The 25,609-nt window shown below is 70.0% G+C and carries 25 protein-coding genes and 1 pseudogene; 8 read left to right on the top strand and 18 right to left on the bottom strand.

Annotation, left to right across the window (positions count from 1 at the left end):
- Positions 1–28: 28 nt before the first annotated feature.
- From ACIQF0_RS32590 to ACIQF0_RS32580, 3 genes are read left to right on the top strand one after another with little or no spacing between them, the layout of a single operon-like run.
- Complete coding sequence (locus ACIQF0_RS32590; protein ID WP_401035884.1) at positions 29–886, top strand: metal-dependent hydrolase; 858 nt, start codon at positions 29–31, stop codon at positions 884–886.
- Entirely contained in the window at positions 886–1,782 is an 897-nt protein-coding gene (locus tag ACIQF0_RS32585; RefSeq protein WP_401035883.1) for a PDR/VanB family oxidoreductase, read from the top strand. The genes ACIQF0_RS32590 and ACIQF0_RS32585 overlap by 1 nt, the downstream gene beginning before the upstream one ends.
- A gap of 2 nt (positions 1,783–1,784) precedes the next feature.
- Entirely contained in the window at positions 1,785–3,398 is a 1,614-nt protein-coding gene (locus ACIQF0_RS32580) for an SDR family oxidoreductase (protein WP_401035881.1), read from the top strand.
- On the opposite strand, the gene ACIQF0_RS32575 is transcribed toward ACIQF0_RS32580, so the two are convergent.
- The 10 genes from ACIQF0_RS32575 to ACIQF0_RS32530 form a co-directional block, all read right to left on the bottom strand.
- Positions 3,384–3,824 carry a tetratricopeptide repeat protein gene (locus ACIQF0_RS32575; protein ID WP_401035878.1) on the bottom strand — a complete coding sequence of 147 codons (441 nt, stop codon included), beginning with the start codon at positions 3,822–3,824 and terminating at the stop codon, positions 3,384–3,386. The two genes, ACIQF0_RS32580 and ACIQF0_RS32575, sit on opposite strands and share 15 nt — an antisense overlap.
- Positions 3,825–3,872: 48 nt before the next feature.
- Positions 3,873–4,304: a YbaB/EbfC family nucleoid-associated protein gene (locus ACIQF0_RS32570; protein ID WP_401035876.1), complete on the bottom strand. Its 432-nt coding sequence runs from the start codon at positions 4,302–4,304 to the stop codon at positions 3,873–3,875.
- Positions 4,301–5,263, bottom strand: coding sequence for a hypothetical protein (locus ACIQF0_RS32565; protein ID WP_401035875.1), 963 nt, complete (start codon positions 5,261–5,263; stop codon positions 4,301–4,303). Before ACIQF0_RS32565 ends, ACIQF0_RS32570 begins: the two co-directional genes overlap by 4 nt.
- Entirely contained in the window at positions 5,260–5,568 is a 309-nt protein-coding gene (locus tag ACIQF0_RS32560; RefSeq protein WP_401035873.1) for a hypothetical protein, read from the bottom strand. The genes ACIQF0_RS32565 and ACIQF0_RS32560 overlap by 4 nt, the downstream gene beginning before the upstream one ends.
- 27 nt (positions 5,569–5,595) lie before the next feature.
- Positions 5,596–7,047, bottom strand: a complete 1,452-nt coding sequence (locus ACIQF0_RS32555) for a carboxylesterase/lipase family protein (protein ID WP_401035870.1) — start codon at positions 7,045–7,047, stop codon at positions 5,596–5,598.
- Positions 7,048–7,103: 56 nt separating this feature from the next.
- Complete coding sequence (locus ACIQF0_RS32550; RefSeq protein ID WP_401035868.1) at positions 7,104–8,072, bottom strand: NAD(P)-dependent alcohol dehydrogenase; 969 nt, start codon at positions 8,070–8,072, stop codon at positions 7,104–7,106.
- A 66-nt stretch (positions 8,073–8,138) separates the two neighbouring features.
- On the bottom strand, positions 8,139–10,166 hold the full coding sequence (locus ACIQF0_RS32545) for a hypothetical protein (protein ID WP_401035866.1): 2,028 nt from the start codon (positions 10,164–10,166) through the stop codon (positions 8,139–8,141).
- Positions 10,167–10,176: 10 nt separating this feature from the next.
- Positions 10,177–10,773 (bottom strand): VOC family protein, encoded by a 597-nt coding sequence (locus ACIQF0_RS32540; protein WP_401035863.1) that lies wholly within the window; start codon positions 10,771–10,773, stop codon positions 10,177–10,179.
- The gene (locus ACIQF0_RS32535; protein ID WP_401035861.1) at positions 10,770–12,113 is read right to left on the bottom strand and encodes a dihydrolipoyl dehydrogenase family protein; all 1,344 of its coding nucleotides are present in this window, start codon (positions 12,111–12,113) and stop codon (positions 10,770–10,772) included. Before ACIQF0_RS32535 ends, ACIQF0_RS32540 begins: the two co-directional genes overlap by 4 nt.
- Positions 12,113–12,559 (bottom strand): VOC family protein, encoded by a 447-nt coding sequence (locus ACIQF0_RS32530; protein ID WP_401035858.1) that lies wholly within the window; start codon positions 12,557–12,559, stop codon positions 12,113–12,115. Before ACIQF0_RS32530 ends, ACIQF0_RS32535 begins: the two co-directional genes overlap by 1 nt.
- A 107-nt stretch (positions 12,560–12,666) precedes the next feature.
- Here ACIQF0_RS32530 and ACIQF0_RS32525 point away from each other — a divergent pair, with 107 nt between their 5' ends.
- Entirely contained in the window at positions 12,667–15,339 is a 2,673-nt protein-coding gene (locus ACIQF0_RS32525; RefSeq protein WP_401035856.1) for an AAA family ATPase, read from the top strand.
- A gap of 7 nt (positions 15,340–15,346) precedes the next feature.
- On the opposite strand, the gene ACIQF0_RS32520 is transcribed toward ACIQF0_RS32525, so the two are convergent.
- The 6 genes from ACIQF0_RS32520 to ACIQF0_RS32495 form a co-directional block, all read right to left on the bottom strand.
- Positions 15,347–16,339 (bottom strand): hypothetical protein, encoded by a 993-nt coding sequence (locus ACIQF0_RS32520; protein ID WP_401035854.1) that lies wholly within the window; start codon positions 16,337–16,339, stop codon positions 15,347–15,349.
- 103 nt (positions 16,340–16,442) lie between these two features.
- Positions 16,443–17,423: a hypothetical protein gene (locus tag ACIQF0_RS32515; RefSeq protein ID WP_401035851.1), complete on the bottom strand. Its 981-nt coding sequence runs from the start codon at positions 17,421–17,423 to the stop codon at positions 16,443–16,445.
- Between the two features lie 48 nt (positions 17,424–17,471).
- Positions 17,472–18,467 (bottom strand): hypothetical protein, encoded by a 996-nt coding sequence (locus ACIQF0_RS32510; RefSeq protein WP_401035849.1) that lies wholly within the window; start codon positions 18,465–18,467, stop codon positions 17,472–17,474.
- A gap of 129 nt (positions 18,468–18,596) precedes the next feature.
- A complete protein-coding gene (locus ACIQF0_RS32505) occupies positions 18,597–19,343 on the bottom strand; it encodes an SDR family oxidoreductase (RefSeq protein WP_360033935.1) in 747 nt (248 codons plus the stop codon).
- 79 nt (positions 19,344–19,422) lie between these two features.
- On the bottom strand, positions 19,423–20,289 hold the full coding sequence (locus ACIQF0_RS32500) for an RNA polymerase sigma-70 factor (protein WP_401035847.1): 867 nt from the start codon (positions 20,287–20,289) through the stop codon (positions 19,423–19,425).
- A gap of 72 nt (positions 20,290–20,361) precedes the next feature.
- Positions 20,362–21,267, bottom strand: a complete 906-nt coding sequence (locus ACIQF0_RS32495; RefSeq protein ID WP_401035844.1) for a hypothetical protein — start codon at positions 21,265–21,267, stop codon at positions 20,362–20,364.
- A gap of 186 nt (positions 21,268–21,453) precedes the next feature.
- Between ACIQF0_RS32495 and ACIQF0_RS32490 the strand changes: the two genes are divergently transcribed.
- The gene (locus ACIQF0_RS32490) at positions 21,454–21,960 is read left to right on the top strand and encodes a DinB family protein (protein WP_401035841.1); all 507 of its coding nucleotides are present in this window, start codon (positions 21,454–21,456) and stop codon (positions 21,958–21,960) included.
- Here ACIQF0_RS32490 and ACIQF0_RS32485 read toward each other — a convergent pair.
- Positions 21,912–22,199 (bottom strand): annotated as a pseudogene (locus ACIQF0_RS32485) (DUF6545 domain-containing protein); the annotation flags it as partial. The gene ACIQF0_RS32490 and the pseudogene ACIQF0_RS32485 overlap by 49 nt on opposite strands.
- Positions 22,200–22,237: 38 nt before the next feature.
- On the opposite strand from ACIQF0_RS32485, the gene ACIQF0_RS32480 reads away from it, so the two are divergent.
- Positions 22,238–22,435 (top strand): hypothetical protein, encoded by a 198-nt coding sequence (locus ACIQF0_RS32480; protein ID WP_401035839.1) that lies wholly within the window; start codon positions 22,238–22,240, stop codon positions 22,433–22,435.
- 150 nt (positions 22,436–22,585) lie between these two features.
- On the opposite strand, the gene ACIQF0_RS32475 is transcribed toward ACIQF0_RS32480, so the two are convergent.
- A complete protein-coding gene (locus ACIQF0_RS32475) occupies positions 22,586–23,383 on the bottom strand; it encodes an IclR family transcriptional regulator C-terminal domain-containing protein (protein ID WP_401035837.1) in 798 nt (265 codons plus the stop codon).
- Positions 23,384–23,493: 110 nt separating this feature from the next.
- On the opposite strand from ACIQF0_RS32475, the gene ACIQF0_RS32470 reads away from it, so the two are divergent.
- A complete protein-coding gene (locus ACIQF0_RS32470; protein WP_360033953.1) occupies positions 23,494–24,057 on the top strand; it encodes a flavin reductase family protein in 564 nt (187 codons plus the stop codon).
- A 2-nt stretch (positions 24,058–24,059) separates the two neighbouring features.
- Complete coding sequence (locus ACIQF0_RS32465) at positions 24,060–25,604, top strand: 4-hydroxyphenylacetate 3-hydroxylase N-terminal domain-containing protein (protein WP_360033956.1); 1,545 nt, start codon at positions 24,060–24,062, stop codon at positions 25,602–25,604.
- The last annotated feature ends 5 nt before the right edge of the window (positions 25,605–25,609 follow it).

Raw genomic sequence — 25,609 nt, 5'->3', positions numbered from 1 at the left:
TGGCGTAGTAATTGGCGGAGGTACTGCGATGGAGCCGGACAACCTCGTTCTGCAGCCGCGTGACGTGCAGTTCGACTGGTCGACCCTGCCGATGCACTGGGTCCCGGACGAGCCGGTGACCACGCACGTCATGAACGTCCTGCACCTGCTGCTGCCCGAGGGCGAGCGGTGGTTCGTGCGGACGTTCCAGCAGGTCGTGCCGCTGATCACCGACGACACGTTGCGCGAGGACGTGCTCGGGTTCATCGGGCAGGAGGCCATGCACGCCGAGGCGCACAGCGAGGTCCTCGACCACCTGCTGGCAGGCGGGCTGGACCCGCGGCCGTTCACGCGGCAGATGGAGCACGTGTTCCAACGGATCCTCGCGCCCAGGCCGGGGCTCAGCGCGGAGCAGACGCGGGACCAGTTGCTCGAACGGGTCGCGATCGTCGCCGCCATCGAGCACTTCACGGCCTACCTCGGCGACTGGATGCTGAACGCCGACGCGCTCGACAAGGCCGGCATCCACCCGGTCATGCTGGACCTGTTGCGCTGGCACGCGGCCGAGGAGGTCGAGCACCGCAGCGTCGCGTACGACCTGATGTGTCATCTCGATCGCCGATACGTGCGGCGGGCGCGCACGATGTTGCTGGTCGCACCGGTGTTGTTCGGGCTGTGGGTGCGCGGGGCGCGGTTCATGGTGCGCGCGGACAGGACCACGAGGGTGCGGCTCACCTGGCGCGAGTTCATGCGGGCGTCCCGGCGCGGACTGCTGCCGAAGCTGTCGGAGATCCTCCGGGCGTTCCTGCGGTACTTCCACCCGGCCTACCACCCGAAGCAGGAGGGCTCGACGACGCAGGCGATCGCGTACCTCGCCTCCTCCCCCGCCGCCCGCGAGGCCCACTGATGCTGAACGGACTCACTCGGTTCGGCACCCTCTACGACGCCGCGGTCACCCGGTTCGGGGGCCGGGCACGACCTGGTGTCGCACGGGATGCGTTGTGGCTCAACGTTGTCGAACGCTCACAAGTCGCCGACGGGGTGGTGAGCCTCCGGTTCGGAGGGACGGCGCTGCCCGCCTGGCAACCGGGCTGTCACCTCGACCTGCACCTGCCGTCCGGACTGCGCCGCCAATACTCGCTGTGCGGCGATCCGGGCGAGCACACCTACCGGATCGCGGTGCGCGAGGTCGGTGCCGGTTCGCGCGAGGTGCAGGCTTTGCAGGTGGGCGACCGGATCCAGGTGCGCGGACCGCGCAACGCCTTCCCGTTCGCCGGGCTCGGGCCCGTCGTGTTCGTGGCGGGCGGCATCGGGATCACCGCGATCCTGCCGATGGTGCACGCGGCCGCGCGGGCGGGCCTCGACTGGCGGCTCGTGTATTGCGGGCGGTCGATGGCGGCGATGCCGTTCCTGGACGAGCTGCCCGTCGGCCGGGTCGACGTGCGGATCGGCCGGGGCGAGGCGCTGCTCGGCGACGCTTCCCCTCGTGGCGCGGTGTACTGCTGCGGGCCCGCGTCGATGCTCGACCAGGTGCGGGCGGAGTTCTCGTCGCGCTGGCTGCACTTCGAACGCTTCAGCCCGCCGCCGATCGTCGACGGGCAGCCGTTCACGGTCGAACTGCGCCGCAGCGGGGTATCCCTCGACGTGCCGGCCGACCGGTCGGCACTGGACGTGATCAGGGACTTCCGGCCGTCGGTCGCCTACTCGTGCCGGCAGGGGTTCTGCGGCACGTGCGACGTCGGCGGCGTGCGGATCTGCGTGGACCGGCCCACCGGTGATCGACTAGTTCTGGAGGAACTGTGAAGGTGCGTTCCGGGGAAGTCGAACTCGCCGTGCAGGTGCGCGGCACCTCCGGCCCGACCGTGGTCCTGGTGCACGGGTATCCGGACACGCACGAGGTCTGGGACCGCGTGGCCGCGTTGCTGGAGAAGGACTTCCGCGTCGTCACCTACGACGTGCGCGGCGCCGGCGAGTCGACGCCGCCGTCCACAGAGGACGGTTACCGGCTCGAACGGCTGGCGGCCGACCTGTTCGCGGTGATCGACGCGGTCAGCCCGGACGAGCCGGTGCACCTGGTCGGTCACGACTGGGGCTCGATCCAGTCGTGGGAGGCCGTGACGACGCCCGGCGCGCGGATCGCCACGTTCACCTCGATCTCCGGGCCGTGCCTCGACCACATGGGGCACTGGTCGCGGAAGGGGTTGTCGATCGCCCACCTCCGGCAGTTCTTCCGGTCCTGGTACATCGGCGCGTTCCACCTGCCGGTGCTCGCGCCGCTGTTCTGGCGGCTGTACCTCGGCCCGCGCTGGGGAGAGGTGCTGCAACGGCTGGAGGGCGTCAAGGTCAAGCCCGCGCGCACGATCACATCGGACGCGGTGCGCGGGATCTCGTTGTACCGGGCCAACATCCGGCAGGTCATGCGCTCACCGCGGCAACGTCTCGCGCCCATGCCGGTGCAGGTGATCCAGCCGACCCGCGACCGCTACATCCGGACCGAACCGCTCGATCTCGAACGCTGGGTGCCGTCGCTGACGCGCAGGAAGATCGCGGCAGGACACTGGGCGCCCCTGAGCCACCCGGCACCGCTCGCCCGGATGATCAGCGAGTTCGTCACCGACTCCACTCCCCCGCGCGAGCTCGTCGTGATCACCGGCGGTGGCAGCGGGATCGGGCGGGCGACCGCGGTGGCGTTCGCCAAGACCGGCGCGAAGGTCGTGGTGTCCGATGTGGACTTCACGGCTGCCAAAGAGACCGCCGACATGATCGACGGCCACGCCTACGAGGTCGACGTGCGCTCCGAGGAGGCGGTACGGGCCTGGGCGCGGCAGGTCGCGGACGAGCACGGCGTGCCCGATGTGGTCGTGAACAACGCCGGCATCGGCCACTCCGGGTCGTTCCTGTCGACCTCGACCGAGCAGTGGCAACGGGTGCTGGACGTCAACCTGTGGGGCGTCGTGCACGGCTGCCGGGCGTTCGGTGAGCTGATGGTGGAGCGCGGAGAGGGCGGCCACGTCGTGAACCTGTCCTCGGCGGCGGCCTATCTGCCGTCGAAGATCCTCTCCGCGTACGCCACCAGCAAGGCGGCGGTGTTCATGCTCTCGGACTGCCTGCGGGCCGAACTCGCGCCGCACGCCATCGGCGTCAGCGCGATCTGCCCTGGCCTGGTGAACACGAACATCACCGCGACCACGACGTTCTCCGGCGTCAGTTCCGACGAGGAGCGCCGCAAGCAGGACCGCGCGTCCCGGATCTACGCCCGGCGCGGCTTCGGTCCGGAGGGCGTGGCCACCCAGATCGTGCGGGCCGTGCGCCGCAACAAGCCCGTCGTGCCGGTGACGGCCGAGGCCAGGGCGGCCCGGCTCGCCAGCCGGGTCGCACCGGGCCTGTTGCGCACGTTCGCCAAGCTAGACGTCGGCTAGTTCGCCACCGAAGGCGGCGGCGAGCCGAAGCCAGGGCGCGGCCTCCTCGGGCCGGCCCTGCCGCTCCAGGGTGCGTCCCAGGAGCAGGTGGGCGTAGTGCTCGACCGGGTCGCGGTCCACGATCACGCGGAGCTGCGCCTCGGCCTTGTTCAGCTGCGCCGAGTGGTAGTAGGCGCGGGCCAGCAGCAGGCAGACGTCCGTCTGGAACGGCACCTCGCCGACGACCTCGGCCAGCACCTGCGCGGCCTTGATGTAGTCGCGGGACTCGAACAGCAGTTGTGCGCGTTCCCACTTCTCGGCGGGAGTCTCGACGTAGTCGGCGTCGAACAGGTGCCTCACGGTCACCCAGCGATCTGCCGCCACCTCACCGTTGGGCTGGTAGCTGTTGAAGCCGGTGCTGTCGTGCACCGCGAATTCGTTGTTCATCGAACCTCCCTTCCGGCCCGTACAACGCCGTCCGGGAGCAGGTATTCCCTACCAGCCCTGGTCGCGCAGGACCGGCCGGTCCGGCTCGTCCTCGACGGGCTCCGGGCGGCGCGGTCGCGAGACCGGTGCCACGACGGGGACCGGCAGCAACGCGGGCATCTGCTTGAGCAGGCCCTCGTCGTTCAACTGCTCGTAGGTCCGCCGGATCGCGGCACGTGGCACCGCGGCCGCCTGCTGCGTCACCGACGTGATCAACGCGGCCAGTGCGCGCGGATCCAGCTGACGGACACCGGGCGCGAGGAACAGGCCGGTCAGCATGCCGCCCGCGTCGACCCGCGCCCGCACCAGACCGTCCGAAGAGGACGCTTCGCCGACCTCCGACGACGACTGGTGCTGCGCGGCGAGCAGCGTGTCCCGGCGGCGTTTCGCCCTCTCCAGGAGGAAAGAGCCCTGCGCGGCGAGTTCACGTGGCGAGGTCATCGCTTCACCTGCTCCGGGTAGACGTCGAGGCCCGTCTCGTCGTCGATGTCGCTGTCCGGGCCCTTCTCGGCGGGCGGCGCCTCCACCAGGGGGCCTCCCGCGGCGGGAACGCCGTGCCCGCGCTGGTACTCCTCCTCCAACGCGAAGTCCCTCGGGTCGAAGCTGGGCGCGGTGATGATCTCCGGACGGCCGGGCCGCACCTCGCCGAGCTTCGACCCGACGATCGACTCGGTCACGTCGCGGAAACCCTTCTCGATCTTCGCGCGGGCCCGGTTCACGCCGTGGACGATGTCCTCGCCCTGGTCGACCATGCTCGCCACGATGTGGAAGTTGTCGGAGGCGCCCATCTGCTCGATCTCGATGCCGATCCCGCCGCCCAGTGCCGCGACCACGAGCGCGGTGGCCGTACCGCCCGTCGCGACCGTGCCGATCACCGCGACGAACGCGGACGCCAGTGCCAGGCCGATCTTGACATCGGTCTGCTCCTCCGCCTCCATCGCCGCGAACACCCGCTGCACCATGGCCGACACGTCCCCGCGCATCGACACGACCAGGCTGCGGTAGGCCTCGACCAGGATGTTGAGGGCGTCCAGCGCGTCCTCGTACCTGGTCACCGCGAGGCTCATGGAGTTGAGGTACGTGCGGAAGTCGTCCGCGGCGGCGCCGTGCCAGGTGCCGGTGGCGTCGTGCACGTCCTTGATGTGCTTCTCCCGCACCGCCTTCATGACGTCACGGCCGTCGCGCATCGCGTCCGCGATCTCGTTCGCGGGGTGCTGGGAGCCCGACGAGAAGCAGCGGAAGATCTCCTCCATCCTCGGCAGGTAGTTGGGGAGCTGGTCCACCTCCCCCTCCATGTCCGCCCAGACCGCCAGCATCTGCATGCAGGCGGGGCCCAGGTCGTTCATGGTCGAGAGCCACGCGGCGTCGTCGTCGACGTCGACCTCGAACGTGTAGCTCATGCCTGACCGTCCGCTTCCCGGTAGCGCTGCGCGATCTCCCGCAGCGCTTCCGCGGCCAGGCGCATCGTCTCCGCGTTGTCCGCGGCGATGCGGTTCATGAAATCGGCGGTCACCCGCCACTCGTCCCCCACCTGGTCGTACAGGTGGCGTCCGCCCTGTCCGTCGCCGCTGTAGAAGGCGTCGTCGTCCTTCTCGGTGGCGTCCTTGATCCAGCGGTGCACCGACTCGAACGAGCCCGCGATCTGGGTTTCCATGATCTTCGCGGCGTCCACGAGGTTCCCCACCTCGACGGCGAATGAACTCATGACGGCCAGCCAACACCGAACGCAAGATCAGCGTTGCGGAACGAGCGAAATCTGGCGGAAAGCGTGGGCCCGCCAGATCATCCGCGAGACCTCCTCCGGATAGGCGGTCACCTCGTCCTCCACTCCGAACACTCGCGTGAGCCGGTTCGTCGTGTCGTAGGCCGGCCAGGGATCGCCGTGGATCGCGAACCCGCTCCACGCCGTCCGCATCCGCGCCGACACCTCCTCGGTCTCCGCCGTGACCTCACCCAGGATCGCCGCGGTCCCCCCGACCCCGAGGTTGCCGAACACCAGCGGAACGTCCAGACCGTGACACGCGCCGAACGGGCCGGACGGCGCCCACGTCACCTCGAAGACGTGCGCACGACCGCCACCCGCGATCTGGGCCTCCGCGAGGTGCAGCGACGGCATGCGGAACAGCCAGTCCGAGCACACCGTCTCGAACAGTTCCTCCGGCGGCAGTGCCGGATAGGCGAGGCCGGGCGCGAACACCTCCAACGCCCACGCGGCCTGCTCCGCGGTGACCTGGCCGAGCAGCCCTTCCAGCACGGTGAACAGCCGCTGCTCATCACGCGTGTGCCCGGCGATCAACTCGACCTCGCGGCCCGCACCCGATTCCAGCGCCTCCCACGGCGTCATCGGCAGGACTTCGCCGTCCACCACAGGTGCGAACGGGACGTTCTTGTGCGCGGCCTGCCCCCACTGCGGGAACTGGCCGATCTTGGCCATGACCTCGTCGCCCGCGACCGTCAGCATCTCCGGCTCCACAGTGGACAGATCGGCGACGGTGGGCCGCAGCCCGAGTTCGGCCGCGCAGGCCACCGCGATGTCCGCGGCCAGGTCCGGCGCGAAGAACATCACCGGGACGCTGCTCGCGATCGCGCGGTGGAACAGGCCCTTGGCGCGCGGCATGGCGAGCAACGCCGCCACCGAACCCCCGCCCGCCGACTCGCCGAAGATCGTCACGCGGGCCGGATCACCGCCGAACGCCCGGATGTTCGCGCTCACCCACTCCAGCGCCGCGACCTGATCGAGCAGGCCGCGGTTCGCCGGAGCCCCCTCGATGAGCGCGAAACCCTCGATGCCGACGCGGTAGTTGAACGTCACCACGACGACGCCGTCGGCCGCCAGCCGTGCGCCGTCGTACTCGGCCAGACCGGACGTGCCGATCGTGTAGCCGCCGCCCTGGATCCACACCATCACCGGCAGGTCCCCGGCCACGTCGGGCGACCAGACGTTGACGGTCAGCCACTCGTCGCCGGCGACCCCGACGCCGTCCATGCCGAACACGCTGGCCTGCGGTGGCGGCGGCCCGAACGCCAACGCCTCCCGCACGCCGTCCCACGCCACCACTGGCTGCGGTGCGGCGAACCGCGCCGCACCGACCGGTGGCGCCGCGAACGGGATCCCGCGGAACACCGCCATTCCCGCCTCGGAAGCGCCCCGGACCGTTCCACCGCTGACTCGAACCTCGACCATGGCCGAATCGTCGGCGCACCGCTCCCGGAATGGCCAGGGATTTACCGCTGAGCGGTTCAGGCCGTGACGACGACCTTCGCCCGCGCGTGCTCCGACTCGACGTGCCGGATGGCGTCCGGGGCGTCGGTCAGCGGATAGGTCCGCTCGATCACGGGCACCAGCTGTCCCGACTCGGCCAGTTCCCGCAACGCGGCCAGGTTCTCCTTGCTGGGCTTGGCCTCCAGCACCACCAGCCGTTGCCGGGAGAACGACGCCAGCAGCCTGCCCTGGATGATCAACCGGTACGGGCCGAACAACGCCCCACCGCTGAAGCTGCCACCGCCGGACAGCACCAGCGTGCCGTCCGGGGTGAGCAGCGCCCGCAACTCCCCCATCGACCTGTTCCCCACCAGGTCGAAGACGACGTCGTAGTGCTGCCCGGTGCGGGTGAAGTCCGTGGTCCGGTAGTCGATGACGTGGTCGGCCCCGACCGACCGCACCTGCTCGACGTTGCGCGTGCTGCACACGGCGGTCACGGTCGCCTTGCGCGCCTTGGCGATCTGCACCGCCATCAGCCCGACCCCGCCGGACGCGCCGTTGATCAGCACCTTCTGCCCCGCCCGCAGGGCCCGCAACCCCATCCACGCGGTGTTGCCCGCCAGCGGCAGCGTCGCCGTCTGCTCGAACGTGAGGTTGGACGGCTTGTGCGCCACCAGGTTCGCGGGCACCGTCACGTACTCGGCGAAAGACCCCTCGACCTCGCCGAACACCTCGTCCCCGACCTGCACCATGCCGCCCACCCCGGGGCCGGCCTCCTCGACCACGCCCGCGAAGTCCATCCCCCTGATCCGCGCCTTCGGGCCCGTGAAACCGAGGAACAGCCGCGCGAAGTACGGGTCGCCGCGCATGATGTGCCAGTCCGCGGCGTTCACCGACGACGCCCGCACCCGCACCAGCACCTCGCCGGCCGCGGGCACGGGCCGTTCGACCTCCTGCAACTCCAACACGTCCGCGGAGCCGTATCTGTCCTGCACGATCGCCTTCATCGCGGCCTCCCTGCCTTGCGAAGGAAGGTAAGCGGCGGCGACGCACCGGCACATCAGGGACCGCCCCTAGGGCGGCCACCCAATGTCGTCCGACATCATTCTGGCGGCGAACTCCTCGGCGTCGGCGAAGTCCTTCGCGTACTTGGCCGCGCGTCCGGCGCGGAAGTCCTCCGTGGGCGGATCCGGATCCTGGTCCTCGTCCGGGAGGTACTCGAAGGGTTTGACGTGGGTGAGGAACGCGGCGAGTTCGGCTCGGCCGGTCCTGATCAGTTCCTCGTGCCGGTCTGCGGGAAACCCGCACGAGTAGCGGGCACCGTGGTAGGCGTCGATCACCCCGAGGTGGAGCGCGTCCAGGTTCGGGAACGACTCCCGCGCCACGACCTCGACCGGCAACGGCACGCTGTCGCGGCGGTGGTGCGCGGTCCAGACGTCCTGTTCCAGGTCGAGTTCCAGAAGCCGTTGCGCCGCACGGGAACGGGCCAGGTCGGTCAGGCCGTCGTCGCCGATCACGTTGTCGTGCAGGCCCAGTTCCCACAACTGGGGCAGCACTTCCCACCCGGCGAGCAGGCGCGCGCCGTCGGAGTCGATGTTGTTGTGCGCCAACGAGACGCTCTCCAGCAATGGAGCGTCCGGTGGCAACGGCATCAGGTCACTGAGGGCGCAGTCGTCCAGGTTCAACCTCCGCAAGGTGCGCCACGCGGGCGCGTCCGGCGCGGAAGGCAAGGCGCCCAACGGGTTGGCCGACACGGTCAAGGACTCCAGTGGCAGCTCCAGCACCGCGGCCAGCCCGGCGGCGGTGAGCCCGGTCGCGGAGAGGTTCAGCGACTTCAGGCCCTTCGACTCCGCGACGGCCCGTGCGCCCGCGTCCCCGATCGGCTGCACGTCCGACCGGCCGTAGTGCGGCGAGCCGCCCGTACCACCACTCAGGTCGAGCTGTTCGAGTGCGGGCATGCGTGCGGAGAACAACTTCCGCACGCCGTCCGGGCCGAGGTGGTTCTTGCGGAGGTCGAGCTGCCGCAGCCGCGGGTACTCCGCGGCGAACGCGTCGGCGGTCCGGTCGGTCGCGACGAGGTTGGTCAGCACGATCTTCTCGACGATCGCGGAGTCGATGACACTCAGCACACCCGCGATCGTGTCGTCGCCGACGGGCAACGCCCCCAGGCACACTTCGGTGAGCTGCCCGAGCACACCGCTGCGCACGACCGCCTCGACACCACGCGCGCCAAGGCCTTCGCGGCCCATGCCCATGGTGGAGCCCTGCACGGTGAGACTGCGCAGGTTCGTCAGTTTCGCCTGGGAGAAGAACTCCTCGCACGCGCTGTCGTCCGCCTCGATGACGTTGCCGAAGTACGGCGCCCACGGCGGCTGTTTGCCGTCCTTGCCGCAGCGGAACCCGATCGCGAGCCGGTCCAGTCCGGACAGGCCCTCGCAGCCGGCCAGGTCACGGGCCTCGTCAGCGCTCTGCACGAGCACGTCGGCGGACCTCAGGTCCGGCGCGAGGCCGTTGCGCAGCAGGTGGATCAGGTCGGGCGCGAGCAGGCCCACGTGCCGCAGCCGGGTCGGCCGGTCGACGCGCAACGGCGGGATCTTGAAGTGCCACAGGCTTTCCCACACCCGCACCGTCGTCAGCGACTCGAGCCGGGTGACCGCCTCGCTCGCCGCGAACCGGTCGATCGCCTTGCCGTCGAACTCCCAGAGGCCCGCGAACTCGACGAGACGCAGGTTCTCCCAGTGGTCGGCGGTCTCCGCCAACGCCGCCACCTGGTCGTGGGCGTACCAGGCGAGCCGCAGGTCGCTCACCGCGCGCACTTCGGGCCTGACGCGCGGATCCGGCAGGTCCAGGTCGCGCATACCGTCCCGGTCGCTGCGGAGATCGAGCGAGCGGACGAGCGGCCACACCGGTTTCGTGAACCCGGATTCCAGTGCGGCGACCCAGGAGTACGGTGCCTGTCGCGTCTCGTCGGGCCAGGAGGCGAGCTGTTCTTCGCACCACGCGACGAGATCCTCGTCGGCCCTGGTCACCGCGGCACAAAGCGCGCGGAACGCCAACGACGTCGGCGTCCCGCGCAGCGCTCTGACAACTTCTTCGTTCACCCGCCCGAACCTACTGCGGCAGCTGCTCGCCCGTCTGCGCTTTGACCATGTACTCGGCGTACCAGTCGGGCCAGTTCTCGTCGTACTCGCCGCCGTTGCGCTTCTCGTGCTCGCCGTGCGCCACCGCGGCCCTGCGCAACGCCGCGGCCAGGTCGGCGATCGACGCGTAGGACGTGTCGTCGGCGTCCACGCGGCCGGGCAGGCGGGTCGTGACCTCCTGCAGGATCCACGTGTTGCCGTCCGGGTCGGCGAACTCGGCGCGCGTGAAGTAGCTGCGACGCTCGGGGTCGGCGCCCTCGACGGGACCGTCCGGTCCGCCGTGGAACAGAGGGCCGACCTTGACGCCGGCGGCGAGCAGGGCCTCGTGCGTCTCCACGATGTCCGAGACGATCAGGAAGTGCCTGCCGGAACCCGGTTCCGCGGTCGTCGCGCCCTCGCCGAAGTGGATGGAGGCGTCGGATCCGCGCGGGGTGAACTGCACGACCCACGGCGGGGTGGCGTCCAGGCGCCAGCCGAGGCGGGAGTAGAACTCCTTGGCGCGCTCGACGTCGGTCACGGGGATGACGGTGACTTCGAGCAACATGTCGATCTGGTCGAGGTTCTTCACTTCGCCACTTCCTTCGCGAGATCGCGGAGGGCGTTGAGGAACGCCTCCGAAAAGGTGGGGAACGGCTGGATGACGTCGAGCAGCACGGACAGCGGGACCTTCGCGCGGATCGCGACGGTGGCCTGCTGCAACCACTCGCCCGCTTCCGGGCCGATGGCGTAGGCGCCGGTGAGGACTTCACCGTCGGACACGAGCGTCAGGAATCCGGGCCGTGTCGCGTACTCACGGGTGTAGGTGGCCGTGCGCGCAACTCCGGACAGGTGCGCTGTCGCGGTGTACTTTCCTTCTGCCGCACCGACTGCGGCGACCTGCGGATCGGTGAACACGACCCGTGGCACTGCGTCGTAGTTGACGGTCGCGTTCTGGCCGAGGATGTTCGCGGCGGCCACCCGGCCCTGGTACTTGCCGACGTGGGTCAGGTTCCACTGGCCCGTGACGTCGCCGACCGCCCAGACGCCGTCCGCCACGTTCATCCGCTCATCGGTGGCGAGCCCACGCGGATCCGGCTCCACACCGACGTTCTCGAGCCCGATGCCGTCGACCCGCGGCCGCCTGCCGGTGGCGACGAGGAGCCTGTCGCCGCGCAACTGCGTGCCGTCCGAGAGGTCGAGGACGTACTCGCCGCCGTCGAACGAGGCGTTGTTGGCGTGAACACCGAGGTGGAGCTCGACGCCGGTCGTGGTGAGCGCCTCGCCCAGTGCGCGGCCGACCGCCTCCGGTTCGCGGGACAGCACCCGTTCGGCGCCGTCGACCAGCGCGACCGAGGCGCCGAGGTGCGTGAACGCCTGGGCGAGCTCGACACCGGTCGGGCCGCCACCGAGGATCAGCAGCCGGCGCGGGATTTCCCGCGCCGAGGTGGCCTCGCGGTTCGTCCACACGTCCAGGTCGCGCAGGCCGGGGATCGGCGGGATGAACGCCGCCGAACCGGTGGCGATCACGACGTGGTCGGCGGTGTAGGTCTGGTCGCCCACGGAGACCGCGCCGGGCCCGGCGATCTTGCCGTCGCCCCGCAGCACGTCGATTCCCGCGCTCTCAGCCCACTTCTGGCCGCCCGCGTCGTCGTAGGACGACACCATGAAGTCGCGGTACGCGAGCACGGCCTTCGCGTCGATCTCGCCGGTGACCGCCTCACGGGCACCGGGGACCTCACGGGCCGCCGCCACGACCTCACCGGCACGCAGCAACGTCTTCGAGGGGATGCAGGCGTAGAACGAGCACTCCCCGCCGAGCAACTCGCGCTCGACCAGCGCCACCCGGAGCCCGCCCTCGGCGACGGCGGCGGCGAAGTGCTCGCCGGGCGATCCGCCGCCGATGACGATCACGTCGTAGTGCGAGGTCATCACACACGTCCCGGGAGGCGCGTCGTGACCTCCTGCAGCACCCAGCCGTTGCCGTCCGGGTCGCTGAACGAGGCGAACGAGCCGTAGCTGGTGCGGGCGGCGTCCGGACCGGCGACCCGGCCGGCGGTGCCGGCGTGGTGGAAGACACCGGTCTTGTCGTGGAAGATCTCGCTGACGTCGACACCGCGGCCGATCAGGTCCTCGCGGGCGGCCTCGATGTCGTCGACGATCAGGTGCATGCCCTCGGCGCTGCCCGGCGCGGCGTTCGAGACGCCGTTGCCGAAGATGATCGACGCGGGCGAGCCGGTCGGGGTGAACTGGACCAGGCGGTAGCCCTCGTCGTCGGCGAACTCGGCGTCGAAGCGCCAGCCCAGCGTCTTGTAGAAGTGCACGGCCCGGTCGATGTCGCTGACCGGAATGACGGTGACCTCGAACCTGTAGTCCATCGGGTCCATCTCCTTCGTTTCGCTGATGACATGAGACTGCTCCCGCCAGGGGTCCCTTCGAACCCGTGGAACCCCCTGGTCGATCCCTGGTGACTACGCTCGGACCCGTGTCGGACGAAGGTCTGCTGGGCAGACGTGCGGAGGGCGAAACGCTGGACCGGCTGCTCACGCGGGCGCGGTCGGGCGCCGGCCAGGTGCTGGTCCTGCGGGGTGAGGCCGGGATCGGCAAGACCGCGCTGCTCGACCACGTGTCGACGCGGGCCGCGGGTTTCCGCGTCACGCGGGCCGCGGGCGTCGAGTCCGAGAGCGCGTTCCCGTACGCGGGGCTGCACCAGCTGTGCGTCCCGTTCCTCGACCGGCTCGACAAGCTGCCGCCACCCCAGCGCGAGGCGCTCGGCACGGCGTTCGGGATGGCCACCGGGCCCCGGCCGACGCGGTTCATGGTCGGGCTGGCGGTGCTGACGCTGCTCGCCGAGGTCGCCGACGAGCAGCCGCTGGTGTGCCTGGTCGACGACGCGCAGTGGCTCGACTCGATGTCGTCCGCGGTGCTCGGGTTCGTCGCCCGCAGGCTGCTCGCCGAACGGATCGCGCTGGTCTTCGTGCTGCGCGAGGGCAACGACTACCTCGACGGACTGCCGGAGCTGTTCGTGCGCGGCCTGGACGACGCCGACGCCCGCTCGTTGCTGGAGTCGGTGATCAAGGGGCCGGTGGACGGCCGGGTGCGCGACCGGATCGTCGCGGAGGCCAGGGGCAACCCGCTGGCGCTGCTGGAACTGCCGCGCGCCTGGACGACCGCCGAACTGGCGGACGGGCTGGACGGCGAGCAGCTGACCAGCCGCATCGAGGCCGGTTTCGTCCGGCAGATCGCACCGCTGCCCGCCGACACCCGGCTGCTGATGCTGATCGCCGCCGCCGAACCGCTCGGGGACGCGACCCTGCTGTGGCAGGCGGCCGGTCTGCTCGGGCTGGGCGCCGACCCGGCCGCCGCCGCTCTGGGCACCGGACTGATCGAGTTCGGCGCCCGTGTCCAGTTCCGGCATCCGCTGGTGCGGTCCGCCGTGTACCGGTCGGCGTCCACCGCGGACCGCATGCGGGTGCATCGGGCGCTGGCCGACGTGACCGATCCCGCCATCGACCCGGACCGCCGGGTGTGGCACCGGGCGCAGGGCACCGCCGCGCCGGACGAGGAGGTCGCCGCCGCGTTGGAACGATCGGCGGGTCGCGCGCAGGCCCGTGGCGGGCTGCTGGCCGCGGCCGCGTTCCTCGAACAGGCCGCCGTGCTCACCCCCGAACCCGGCCGCCGGGCCTCCCGTGAACTCGCCGCCGCACGCGCCAAGCGTGACGCGGGGGCGCTGGACGCGTCGTTGCGGCTGCTGTCAGCGGTCGAGGCCGGGCCACCGGACGAACGCCGCAGTGCCGAGATCGAGCACCTGCGCGGCCACATCGCGTTCGACCAGCGCCGGGTCGCCGACGCGGCGCCGCTGCTGTTCAGCGCGGCCCGCCGGCTCACGCCGTTCGACGCCGACCTGGCCCGTGAGACGCACCTGGAGGGTCTCTCGGCGGCGATCTGGGCCGGCGCGCCGCTGGCCGACGCCGCCCGCACCGCTCCCCCGGCACGCACCCCGGCCTGCGCTCTGGACCTGGTGCTCGACGCGCTGACGACCCGCATCACGTCGGGCTACGCGGCGGCCGTTCCGCAGATGACGCACGCGCTGGACGAGGTGCGGGCGTTGAAGGTCGGCGCCGACGACATCAGCCGCGTGCCGTGGCTGTTCGGCAACCGCGCGGGCGGGATCGTCGCGAGCGAACTGTGGGACTTCGACACGCGCCGTGCGTTCGCCCAGCAGCAGGTCCGCCTGTCCCGGGACGCCGGCGCGCTCGTGCAACTGCAGTTCGCGCTGAACTTCCTGGCGGACAACGAACTCCTCGCAGGCGAACCCGCGGCCGCGCAGGCGTTGATCGAGGAGGACCAGCGCATCTCGGAGGTCACCGGCATCCCGCCGGTCGGCTACGCGGTGCTGCTGCAGGCCGCCTACCGCGGCGAGGACGTGGCCACCACGGCGCGGGCGGAGGCACTGGCCGCGGGTCAGGGCCGGCTGGCCGTGATCGCCGACTGGACCGCCGCGATCCTCCACAACGGACTGGGCCGCCACGACCTCGCCCGCGACGCGGCGCTGCGGGTGTTCGCGTCCGACACCCTCGTCTACAGCTGCCTGATCGCGTCCGAACTGGCCGAGGCCGCGTCCCGCACCGGCGACACGGCTCTCGTCGAGGAGGCGCTGGAACGTTCGGCGCCGTGGGTCGACACGCACTGGTCGTCGGGCATCAAGGCCCGGCTGCGCGCGTTGAACGGGGAGACTTCGGCCTTCGCCGAGTCGATCTCTTCCTTGGAACGCACGGCTTTGCGCGGCGAACTGGGCCGCGCTCACCTGTTGTTCGGCGAGTGGCTGCGTCGCGAGGGCCAGCGCGTCGAGGCGCGGGAGCATCTCCGCACCGCCCACGAGGTTCTGACCGCCAGTGGCATGAAAGCGTTCGCGGACAGGGCTTTCCGCGAACTGCAGGCGACCGGCGAGACGGCCCGCAAGCGCACCGCCGAGCCCACCGACGAACTGACCGCGCAGGAGTACCAGATCGCCCGGCTGGCCCGCGAGGGCTACTCGAACCCGGAGATCGGCACGCGGCTGTTCATCAGCCCGCGCACCGTGGAATGGCATCTGCGCAAGGTGTTCGGCAAGGTGGGCGTGACCTCGCGCCGCCAGCTGCGCGACGCGAGGTTCTAGCCGATGATCAGCTGACGGTCCACTTGCAGGCGGTCGCGCCTCCAAGTCCGACGATCACGCCGGCGTTGTTGATGTCCCGCGGGTACGCGAACTGAGTGCCGCTGGGGAACCCGAGGTCGAGCTCCTCGCCCTCGTTGCTCCAGCGGTACGGGACGTTCTGGTTCGGGGTCGTGCTCCACCCGACCGCCACGCCGTGGTCGTTGATGCTCCACGGCGTGAGGTTCGGGCCGAACTTGGTCATCGACCCGTCGAGGTTCCAGCGCACGCCGAACGACCCCTCGTTCCAGAACGAGGCGGTGCCGACCACGTCACCGTTCCGGTTCACCGCCAGAGCCGTGGACTCGGCACCCTCTTCCAGCCTTTGCAGCGGGGTCACGGTGTTGCCGGGGTTCCACCGCACCGCCAGACGGTTCATGCCCGGCCCGGAGACCACCCCGGTCGCGTACCCGTTCGACGACGCGCCCGTCACGCGGCCCCAGGTGGCGCCCTCCGGCAACTTCAAGGCGGTGAGAACGCCGTTCGGCCGCCATCGCACCGGGATCTCGCGATCGTTGTCGCGGCTCACCGCGGTGCCGTAGACCGTGCCGGAGTCATCGATCGCGACCGCTGCCGCGGACCAGAAGCCGAACGGCACGGACAGCTCCGCGTACGAACCGTCCGCGTTGAAGCGGAGGGCCCTGCCGCCGACGTCAGGACTGGTACCGGTGGCGGTTCCCACGGCGACACCGTTGTTGTTGATCGCTTCGAGCTGGGTGTGGCGGTCGGCCGGTCCGGCGAGCTCGGTCACCCCGGCACCGTCGTACTTCACCGGCCGGTTGAAACCGGCCCTGTTGGACGTCCCGACCGCGACGCCCGAGTCGTTGATCGCCGCTGCCGAGCTGCCGGTGGAGCCCGGCAGGCCGCCCAGTTCGGTGATCGTCGTGGCCGCGTGAGCCTGTGGCACGACGACCACCGACGCCAGAAGTGCTGCGGACAAAGCGAAGGAGAGTCTTCGACTCATTCCCAATCCCCCAAGTTCGTGAGCCATGCGGTGGCCACGATATAGAGGGAGTGATCGCGTTGGCCAGGTCACCGGGCAACGACCCGGTGACCTCGCCGGTCCGTCAGCTGACGATCCACTTGTACGCTTTGCCCCAGACCGATCCCACGATCACGCCGTCGTTGTTGATGGCCAGCTTCTCGATGCTCGGAGCGGGCGCGAGGAGACCGAGATCGAGCTTCAGGTCGTCGCGGGTCCAGCGGAACGGGCGCCACTGGCCGTCGGCCCAGCCGTATCCGACCGCGATGCCGTGGTCGTTGACACCTGTCGGCTCGTCCAGTTGGCCGTACATGTTCATCGACCCGTCTGCGTTCCAGCGCAAGGCGTACGGCTCTCCGCCTCCCGCGAGATCGGCGCTTCCCACCACGTCACCGTTGCGGTTCACCGCCGTCGCTCTGCTCCAGGCACCCTCGGCCAGCCTGGGGAGCACGGTCACGCTGCGGTCGGGGTTCCAGCGCACCGCCACCTTGTTCAGGCCAGGACCGGAGACGAATCCGGCCCCGTACCCGTTCGGCGACGCACTCACCACAGTCCCGTCGGTGGCACCCGCCGGCAACTTCATGGCGGTGAGGACGCCGTTCGGCCGCCAGCTCACCGGGATCGAGTGGCCGCTGCCATGGGCGACGCCGTAGGTGATCCCGTTGTCGTCGATCCCCACCGCCGTCGTGAAGGTGGAGCCGGACGGAATGCCGAGCACCACGTACGAACCGTCCGGGTTGAACCGGATCGCGTTGTCGCTGATGCCGCGGACGCTGCTGTTGCCCACGGCCGCCCCGTGGTTGTTGACCGCGGTGAGGCTGACGGACGCGCCGTCCGGTCCGACGAGCTCGGTCACCCGGCCGGCGTCGAACTTCACCGCGCGAGTAACGCCCCCGACGATGGAACTTCCCACCGCGAGGCCGGAGTCGTTGATCGACATCACCTTGGTGCTGGTGGCCTCCGCCAGGCCGTCGAGTCGGATGATCGTCGTTTCCGCGTGGGCCGGCGCCGTGACGACGAGCGTCGACAGAAGTGCTGCGGACAAAGCAAAAGAGAGCCTTCTCATGTTCGTTTCCCCCAGTTCGATGAGCGGAGCGGTGGTTCGCGCGACGGCTCAGCCGACGACCCACTTCACGGCGCGTGACCCCGCCCATCCCACGATCACGCCGTCGCTGTTGATGTCCAGCGCGGCGGCACTGGTGACACCGTCGGGGTGGCCCAGTTCGAGCTTGGTCCCGTACCGGTCCCAGCGGAACGGGTGCTGGTCTGCTCCGACGTAGTAGCTGCCGACCACGACACCGTGCTCGTTGATGCCCTTCGGCAGGCTGCCCTGCCCGAAGTTGGTCACCGATCCGTCGGTGTTCCACCGCACGCCGAACGTCGCCTCGTCGTTCGCGGAATTGGCGTTGCCGGCCACCTCACCGACCTGGTTCACGGCCTGGGCGCTGGTCATCGCGCCGTCCGCCAGCCTGGCGAGCACGGTCACGGTGTTGTCGGGGTTCCAGCGCACCGCCGTGGTCGGGAGACCGGGGCCGGAGACGTATCCGGCCACATGTCCGTTCGCCGCCGCGTCCGACACGTAGGCCCAGGTGGCGCCCGTCGGCAGCTTCATCGCGTTGAGGACGCCGTTCGGCCGCCAGCGCACGGGGATCTGCTGGTTGTTCGAGTTGGTGGCGATGCCGTACGTGGTGCCGCGGTCGTCGATCGCCAGCCCGAGCGAGTTCTCGAAACCGAACGGCACGGACAGCACCGAGTACGAACCGTCCGCGTTGAAGCGGATGGCCCTCGTTCCCGTGCTGGGGCCGCTGGTGGTGCCGACGGCGACTCCGAAGCGGTTGACCGCCTTCACCGAGGTGCGCCCGTCGGCCGGCCCGGCGAACTCGGTCGCCCCGCCCTGGCCGTCGAACTTCACCGGGCGATCCGTGCGGCCGTCGCCGTAGCCGCTGCCGCCCACCGCCACGCCGAGTTCGTTGACGGCCAGGGCCCAACTCGAGGTGGCGCCCGGAATGCCACCGAGGTAGGTGATCGTCGTGTCCGCGTGCGCCTGTGGCGCGACGACGATGGTGGCCAACAAGGCCGCGGACAGCGCAAAAGAGAGTCTTCGACTCATGTCTTCCCCCAGAGTTCGTGAGCCAAGCGATGCTCACGGTACCGAGAGGTCGATCGAGTCGGCCACCAGTTCGTGCAACCGCTGCGCGTGAGAGTGCGACCGCACGGCCGCACTCTCCACGACGCGGCTTCAGTTCCCGGCGGCGAGCCACTGCTCCAGGCTGGTCGGCTGGAGCTGCGCGCCCGCGTTCGGCACGAGCTGCTTGCCGGTCAGGAACGTGCCGAAGTACTTGGCCTCCGGGTCGCTCACGACCTCGCGCTCGTCCTTGCGCTGCGTCAGCACCGTGCGGATCCAACCGTCCATTGTGAACTCTTCCGGCCCGCCGATCTCCAGCACGCCGTTCACCGGCTCGGTCGCGGCGGTCCTGGCGACCACCGCGGCGACGTCCGAGGCCGCGATCGGCTGGACGCCACCGTGCGGGAGGTGCACGGCGCCGTCCTGCTCGGCGGAGTTCGCGATGGCACCCGCGAACTCGAAGAACTGGGTGGCGCGGATGATCGAGTACGTGAGGCCCGACTCCGTGATGAGCTTCTCCTGCGCCACCTTCGCGCGCAGGTAGCCGGACTCGGGCAGCTCGTCCGTGCCGACGATCGACAGCGCGACGTAGTGCCCGACGCCCGCCTCGGCCGCGGCCTTGGTCAGGTTCGTCGTGGCGGTGGTGAAGAAGTTCATCACGTCGTCGTCGGCGAACGACGGCGAGTTCGACACGTCGATCAGCACGTCGGCGCCCTTCAGCACCTCCTCGACGCCCTCTCCGGTCAGCGTGTTGACGCCGCTGTTCGGGGACGCGGGCACGGCGTCGTGGCCGTGCTCGCCGAGCCGCTTCACGACCTGGCTGCCGATCAACCCGGTACCGCCGATGACAACGATCCTCATGGGTCCGTCCCTCTCGTGAGCCCGCCGCGTGCGGGTGTTCACGAGCTAAGACAGGACAGCCCTCGAAGTTGTGACAGGCCTACCGGAACGCGGCCAGCTTGTCGGGGTTGACCAGCCACAACACCTGGTCGATGCCCTCGTCGGAGGCCGTCACGGTGATCACGGCGTAGGTGCCGGAGTCCTTGCGCAGCCGGATGGCGGTGAGCCCGTTCGCCTCCACGAACGACGCCTCGGCGCCGGCCCAGAACGACGGCGCCCACCCCGAGATGATCTTCGCCAGGGAGGCCGCGCCGACCAGCGGACGACCGGCCGCCCGGATGGAACCGTTGCTGTCGGACCAGCTCACGACGTCCTGCGCGAACAGCTTCTCGAGCCCGGCCAGGTCACCGGCCTGCGCCGCCGCCACGAACGCCTCCAGCAGCTTGCGCTGGTCCGCTCGTTCGACGGGCACGCGGCGTTCGTCCGCGAGGTGCTTGCGCGCCCGGCTGACCAGCTGCCGCGTCGCGACCTCACTGGTCTGCACGATCTCGGCGATCTCCCGGTACGGGTAGTCGAACGCCTCGCGCAGCACGTACGCGGCCCGTTCGGTCGGGGTCAGCTTCTCCAGCAGCATGAGCACCGCGAGCTCCAGCACCGCGCCCTGCTCGGCACCGACCTGCGGGTCGGCCGAGGTGTCGACGGGTTCGGGCAGCCACGGCCCGACGTAGGTCTCGCGGCGGGCCCGCGCTGTCTGCGACTCGTTGATCGCGAGGCGGGTGATCGCGGTGGCCAGGTACGCCTCGGGGTTGAGCACGGCGGCGCGGTCCGCGAGCTGCCAGCGCACCCACACCTCCTGCACGAGGTCCTCGGCGTCGGCCACGCTGCCGGTCATGCGGTAGGCGATGCCGAACAGCCTCGGCCGGGCCGCCGCGAACACCGACTCGGCCTCGTCCAGCTGCTGCGTCATGCGCCACCCCTTCTCCCACCGGCCACCGTAGCGCCGATGGGAGAAGGCGGTGATGTGGCGCCTCACACGGAGTTAGTCGCAGCTCCACTTCAGCGGGCCGGAGCCGGACTTGCTGAAGAGCGTTTCGTCGTCACCCGCCACGAACAGCTCCGACACGCCGGAGACGCCGCTCGGCAACGGCAGCTCGGTCTTGAAGTTGGTGTCCCGCCAGATCGCGGCCTTGCCCGTCAGCGACGACCGCTGTCCGGTGACCAGACCGCCACCGGTGATGGTGTACGCGGACGCGGCACCCGCGATGCGCTTCACCACGCCGTTGCTGTCCCACAGCAGGGCCTGCGCGTTGGGCCACGAGCCTTCGAGCTGGTAGCCGACCACCTTGCCGCCCCGGATCGCCTGGACGTGCTGGGGCTTGCCCTGGTGCTCGAGATCGGTCACGACTCCGTTGCGCCACAGGCGTCCCCCGTTGCCGCTCGGGTGGCGCAGCAGCACCGTGCCGTCGTCGTCCAGGTCCTGCCCCAGGCCGGCCGACCGTTCGATGATCTGGGGCGCGGCCCCCGGCGTGGACGCGGTCCACAGGACCGTCACCCCTTCGCCGTCGGAGACCCGCGTGGCGCCGCCCAGCACGTCGCCGCGTTCGTTGATCTTTTGCGGGACGCCGATGCGGTAGCCCTCCAGACCGGGGAGCTCGGTGATCGTTCCGGTGCTCTCGTGCGCGCCGGTGTACAGCACCGCGGCCGTGCGGTCCGGGAAACGGCCGAACATCAGCACGGTCCCCGAACGGTTCTCGTCGGCGACGTGCAGGTTCTTGAGGTTCTCCACCTCCTGGAGCACCCTCGGCTGCCCGCCGGTCCAGAACACGGCGTCGTAGTCGCTCGAGCCCTGCCGAAGCGCGTTGCCCGAGTAGTTGCCGTTGCTGTCCGTGCCCTTCACCGTCGTGAACCGGGCGTCATAACCGGACGGCACCGGGACGTTCGACACGGCCCACTCACAGGCTGCCTGATCGGCCACCGCCATCGGTGCCGTGAAAGCCGTGCATGCCAAGCCAATTGCAGCGACAAGCGCTGATCCACGCATCATTGATTCCCCCAGAATCACGTAGACGACGTGACTACACATACACCAAATCCGGATGCGGAAGACCCGCTTTGTGCTCAAACTGACGCCGTGATCACCGAACGCCCCAGCCCGCCGGTGCAGGCGGGCGAACGCGAGACCCTGCGCGCGTTCCTCGACTTCCACCGCGCCACCCTCGCGATGAAGTGCGACGGTCTGTCCGACGAGGACCTGCGCCGCCGCTCGATGCCCCCGTCCACGCTGACGCTGCTCAGCCTCGTCCGGCACATGGCCGAAGTGGAGCGCACCTGGTTCCGCAAGGTCATCAACGGCGAGGACATCCCGCTGGTGTGGTCGGACGCGGGTGACTACCAGGTGGCTTACGACGCCTCGAAGTCCACGCGGTCGGAGGCGTTCGAGGCGTGGCAGGCCGAGGTCGAGCACTCGCGCCGGATCGAGCGCGAGGCCGAGTCGCTCGACGTCACGGGCTACCAGCCGCGGTGGGAGGAGCAGGTGTCGTTGCGGCTGGTGATGAACCACCTCTGCCACGAGTACGCCCGGCACAACGGTCACGCGGACTTCCTGCGCGAGGGCATCGACGGCGTCACAGGGGCGTGAGGTTCCGCCGCGCCGCCGCCACGACGGCCGGGTCGCGCAGTGCGCGGTGCAGTGCCGGCAGATCGGCCAGCTCGTCGTCCCAACTGGACGCGGCCGGACAGGTCGAGCCGGGCGTCGCGGATCTCGACGGTTCGCCGGTACAGCCGCAGTTCCCGCGAACTGGCGAACCAGCGCGGCGGACTGCCCAGCACGACGGACGGCACCGCCTCGACCGGCTCCGTCCACAACGGACCGATCCGCCGGTACCCGCGGCCGCCGGACCCAGCGCGCCCCGGACGTGATCAGCAGCTTGTCGTACGGCATCGTGTTCGCGCGGCCCTCGACATCGGTCACCCGCACGCACTTCTGGGCGAGGTCGATGCCCGTTGCCGCGCCCAGCACGAGTTTCGTGCGCTTCAGGGTGTTCCGCAGCGGCACCGCGACCCGGCGCGGGTCGAACACACCGCCCGCCACCTCGGGCAGCAGCGGGATGTAGAGCATGTGGTCGACGGGGTTGATCGCGACCAGGTCTGCCGCGTCCTCGGGAGTTTGCGTTCCAGCTTGCGCAGACAGTGGAATCCGGCGAACCCGGCACCGATCACCAGGACCCTCGGCCGAGCGGACATGCGCCGTCCGCGCTGTGCCGTCAGTAGAAGCCTTCACGCCGCGCCGAGCCCTTGTGGCCCAGGTCGGCGCTGATCCGTTCCGCGGCGTCGAGCAGCAACGGCACCACCTCGCCGCGGATCTCCCGCACAGATGATCGCCCAGCGGAGGTGGAGGACGCGAGCGCGGCGACCACCTCCCCGGTGCGGTCGCGCACGGGCGCGGACACCGAGAGCAGCCCGATCTCCAGTTCCTCCGCCACGATCGACCACCCGTCCGAGCGAACCTGCCGCAGACTCGCCAGAAACGCGTCGGCGTCGGTGATCGTGTGCCTGGTCAGCGCGGGCAGACCGGCCGCGACGACCTCCTCGGCCACCGCGTCCGGTGCCCAGGCGAGGAGCACCCGGCCCATCGACGTCGCGAACGCCGGGACCCTCGTGCCGACCGACACGTTGATGCTCATGATCCGCCGCACCGGCACCCGCGCGACGTAGACGACGTCCCGTCCGTCCAGTTCCGCGAGCGACGCCGACTCGCCGGTCTTCGCCGACAGCTCCAGCAGGTGCGGCTGGGCGATCTCGATCATCGCGTGCGACGCCGAGTAGTGCTGCCCGATGCTGAGCACCCTCGGCGTCAGCGTCCACCGCGTGCCCTCGTTGCGCACGTATCCAAGCCGTTGCAGGGTGAGGAGAATCCGGCGCACGGCCGGCCGCGAGAGATTCGTCGCCGCGGCCAGTTCGGCCAGGTTCGGGCTGACCCGGTCCTCGTCGAACGCGAGCAGCACCGCGAACCCGCGCTCGATGCTCTGGATGAAGTCGCGCTCGTCCGGCCCGCTGGTCATCGCCCCATCTTTCCGCACCGCGACCCGTTGACATGCCCGCAACGTCGGTGCACCCTCATGTAACCGCAAAGCGTACATCTTGTACGCACAGCGTACAGGAGGAGCGGGAGATGACTCTGGATCACCGCACAATCCGAAACGGGTTCGGCAGGTTCGCCACCGGCGTCACGGTCGTGACCTGCCGTAACGACGACGGAGAGCCGCACGGCGCGACCGTCAACGCCTTCACGGCCATCTCGCTCGAACCGGCGCTGTGCCAGGTCACGCTGACCCGCAACTCCAAGGCCTGCCGGTTCCTCGACGACAAGCCGTTCGCCGTCAACGTCCTCGCCGCCGACCAGATCGACGCGGCCTGGACCTTCGCGGGCCGCCCCCAGGGCCCCGCACCGCGCTGGGCCGACGGGCCGACCGCCCCCGTTCTGCTCGGCACCGCCGCGACCATCTCGTGCCTGCCTTGGCGCACGTACGACGGCGGCGACCACCTGATCGTCATCGGCGAGGTCGCGCACCTCAGCACCAGCGACGCCGATCCGTTGCTGTTCTTCGGTGGCGCGTTCCGCGAGATCGCCGGACGCACCGCGGACCACTGGATGAGTTCCGTCGACTGCCCGGACATCGGGTGGTTCGGATCCGACTTCGCCCCACTGCGAACCACTTCGACGCTGAAGGGTTAGGCATGACCACGCAGCAGCAGCAACGCACGACCCGGCCGATGACCGGCGAGGAGTACATCGAGTCCATTCGGGACGGACGAGAGGTCTTCCTCGGCGGCGAGAAGGTCGGCGACGTCACCACGCACCCCGCGTTCCGCAACTCCGTCCGGATGACGGCCCGGCTGTACGACGCGCTGCACGACCCGGACAAGCAGGCCGTGCTGACCGCGCCGACCGACACCGGCAGCAGCGGATTCACGCACCCGTTCTTCCGCACGCCCCGCAGCAGCGCCGATCTCTACGCCGACCGCGCCGCCATCGCGGAGTGGGCGAAGATGACCTACGGCTGGATGGGCCGCAGCCCCGACTACAAGGCCGCGTTCCTCGGCACGCTGGGCGCCAACGCCGACTTCTACAACCCGTTCGCGGACAACGCCCGGCGTTGGTACCAGGAGTCGCAGGAGAAGGTCCTGTACTGGAACCACGCGATCATCAACCCGCCGGTCGACCGCAACCGGAACCCCGACGAGGTGAGCGACGTGTTCATGCACGTCGAGGAGGAGCGCGACGACGGCCTGATCGTGTCCGGCGCGAAGGTCGTGGCGACCGGTTCGGCGATCACGAACTACAACTTCATCGCGCACTACGGGCTGCCGATCAAGAAGCGCGAGTTCGCACTGGTGTGCACGGTGCCGATGGGCGCGCCGGGCATGAAGCTGATCTGCCGCAACTCCTACTCCGCCAACGTCGACAAGACCACCGGGCCGTTCGACTACCCGCTGTCGTCGCGGTTCGACGAGAACGACACGATCTTCGTGCTGGACCGCGTGAAGATCCCGTGGGAGAACGTCTTCATCTACGGCGACGCGGAGAAGGCCAGCACGTTCTTCCCCGGATCCGGGTTCCTGCACCGCTTCACGTTCCACGGCGTCACGCGCCTGTCGGTCAAGCTCGACTTCATCGCCGGACTGCTGCTCAAGGGCGTGGAAGCCACCGGGGTCAAGGACTTCCGCGGCATCCAGACCCGCGTCGGCGAGGTCATCGGGTGGCGCAACCTGTTCCACGCGCTGTCCGAGGCGATGTGCGCGAAACCCGACGAGTGGGTCGACGGCGCCGTGCTGCCACACCTCGACTTCGGCCTGGCCTACCGGTGGTTCATGACGGTCGGCTACCCGCGCATCCGCGAGATCATCATGCAGGACATGGGTTCCGCGCTGATCTACCTGCCGTCGTCGGCCAAGGACTTCATGTCCGACGAGACGCGGCCGTACCTCGACAAGTACGTGCGGGGCTCGAACGGCATGGACGCCGTCGAGCGCGTGAAGCTGATGAAACTGATCTGGGACTCGATCGGCAGCGAGTTCGGCGGCCGGCACGAGCTCTACGAACGCAACTACTCCGGCAACCACGAGGGTGTGCGCGCCGAAATGCTGTTCGCCGCGCAGCAGTCCGGCATGGCTGATTCCATGAAGGGATTCGCCGAGCAGTGCATGGCCGAGTACGACCTGAACGGCTGGACCGTTCCCGACCTGTTCAACCCCGGCGCGACCTCGCTGAGCGGAAGGTGACCTCC

It is taken from the genome of Lentzea sp. NPDC092896, assembly GCF_044754905.1.
GTDB lineage: Bacteria > Actinomycetota > Actinomycetes > Mycobacteriales > Pseudonocardiaceae > Lentzea.
The sequence above is the reverse complement of the archived record's forward strand: the minus strand, read 5'-3'. Positions and strand labels throughout refer to the sequence as shown.

What these genes read in the sequence shown, in the direction of transcription:
- ACIQF0_RS32535 (WP_401035861.1), bottom strand. Translation starts at nt 12,113, where the DNA reads ATGACCTCGCACTACGACGTGATCGTCATCGGCGGCGGATCGCCCGGC.
- ACIQF0_RS32550 (WP_401035868.1), bottom strand. Translation starts at nt 8,072, where the DNA reads ATGAAGGCGATCGTGCAGGACAGATACGGCTCCGCGGACGTGTTGGAG.
- ACIQF0_RS32505 (WP_360033935.1), bottom strand. Translation starts at nt 19,343, where the DNA reads ATGAGGATCGTTGTCATCGGCGGTACCGGGTTGATCGGCAGCCAGGTC.
- ACIQF0_RS32590 (WP_401035884.1), top strand. Translation starts at nt 29, where the DNA reads ATGGAGCCGGACAACCTCGTTCTGCAGCCGCGTGACGTGCAGTTCGAC.
- ACIQF0_RS32565 (WP_401035875.1), bottom strand. Translation starts at nt 5,263, where the DNA reads ATGAGCTACACGTTCGAGGTCGACGTCGACGACGACGCCGCGTGGCTC.
- ACIQF0_RS32510 (WP_401035849.1), bottom strand. Translation starts at nt 18,467, where the DNA reads ATGAGTCGAAGACTCTCTTTTGCGCTGTCCGCGGCCTTGTTGGCCACC.
- ACIQF0_RS32575 (WP_401035878.1), bottom strand. Translation starts at nt 3,824, where the DNA reads ATGAACAACGAATTCGCGGTGCACGACAGCACCGGCTTCAACAGCTAC.
- ACIQF0_RS32475 (WP_401035837.1), bottom strand. Translation starts at nt 23,383, where the DNA reads ATGACCAGCGGGCCGGACGAGCGCGACTTCATCCAGAGCATCGAGCGC.
- ACIQF0_RS32465 (WP_360033956.1), top strand. Translation starts at nt 24,060, where the DNA reads ATGACCACGCAGCAGCAGCAACGCACGACCCGGCCGATGACCGGCGAG.
- ACIQF0_RS32555 (WP_401035870.1), bottom strand. Translation starts at nt 7,047, where the DNA reads ATGGTCGAGGTTCGAGTCAGCGGTGGAACGGTCCGGGGCGCTTCCGAG.
- ACIQF0_RS32520 (WP_401035854.1), bottom strand. Translation starts at nt 16,339, where the DNA reads ATGAGTCGAAGACTCTCCTTCGCTTTGTCCGCAGCACTTCTGGCGTCG.
- ACIQF0_RS32470 (WP_360033953.1), top strand. Translation starts at nt 23,494, where the DNA reads ATGACTCTGGATCACCGCACAATCCGAAACGGGTTCGGCAGGTTCGCC.
- ACIQF0_RS32585 (WP_401035883.1), top strand. Translation starts at nt 886, where the DNA reads ATGCTGAACGGACTCACTCGGTTCGGCACCCTCTACGACGCCGCGGTC.
- ACIQF0_RS32515 (WP_401035851.1), bottom strand. Translation starts at nt 17,423, where the DNA reads ATGAGAAGGCTCTCTTTTGCTTTGTCCGCAGCACTTCTGTCGACGCTC.
- ACIQF0_RS32560 (WP_401035873.1), bottom strand. Translation starts at nt 5,568, where the DNA reads ATGAGTTCATTCGCCGTCGAGGTGGGGAACCTCGTGGACGCCGCGAAG.
- ACIQF0_RS32530 (WP_401035858.1), bottom strand. Translation starts at nt 12,559, where the DNA reads ATGGACTACAGGTTCGAGGTCACCGTCATTCCGGTCAGCGACATCGAC.
- ACIQF0_RS32500 (WP_401035847.1), bottom strand. Translation starts at nt 20,289, where the DNA reads ATGACGCAGCAGCTGGACGAGGCCGAGTCGGTGTTCGCGGCGGCCCGG.
- ACIQF0_RS32570 (WP_401035876.1), bottom strand. Translation starts at nt 4,304, where the DNA reads ATGACCTCGCCACGTGAACTCGCCGCGCAGGGCTCTTTCCTCCTGGAG.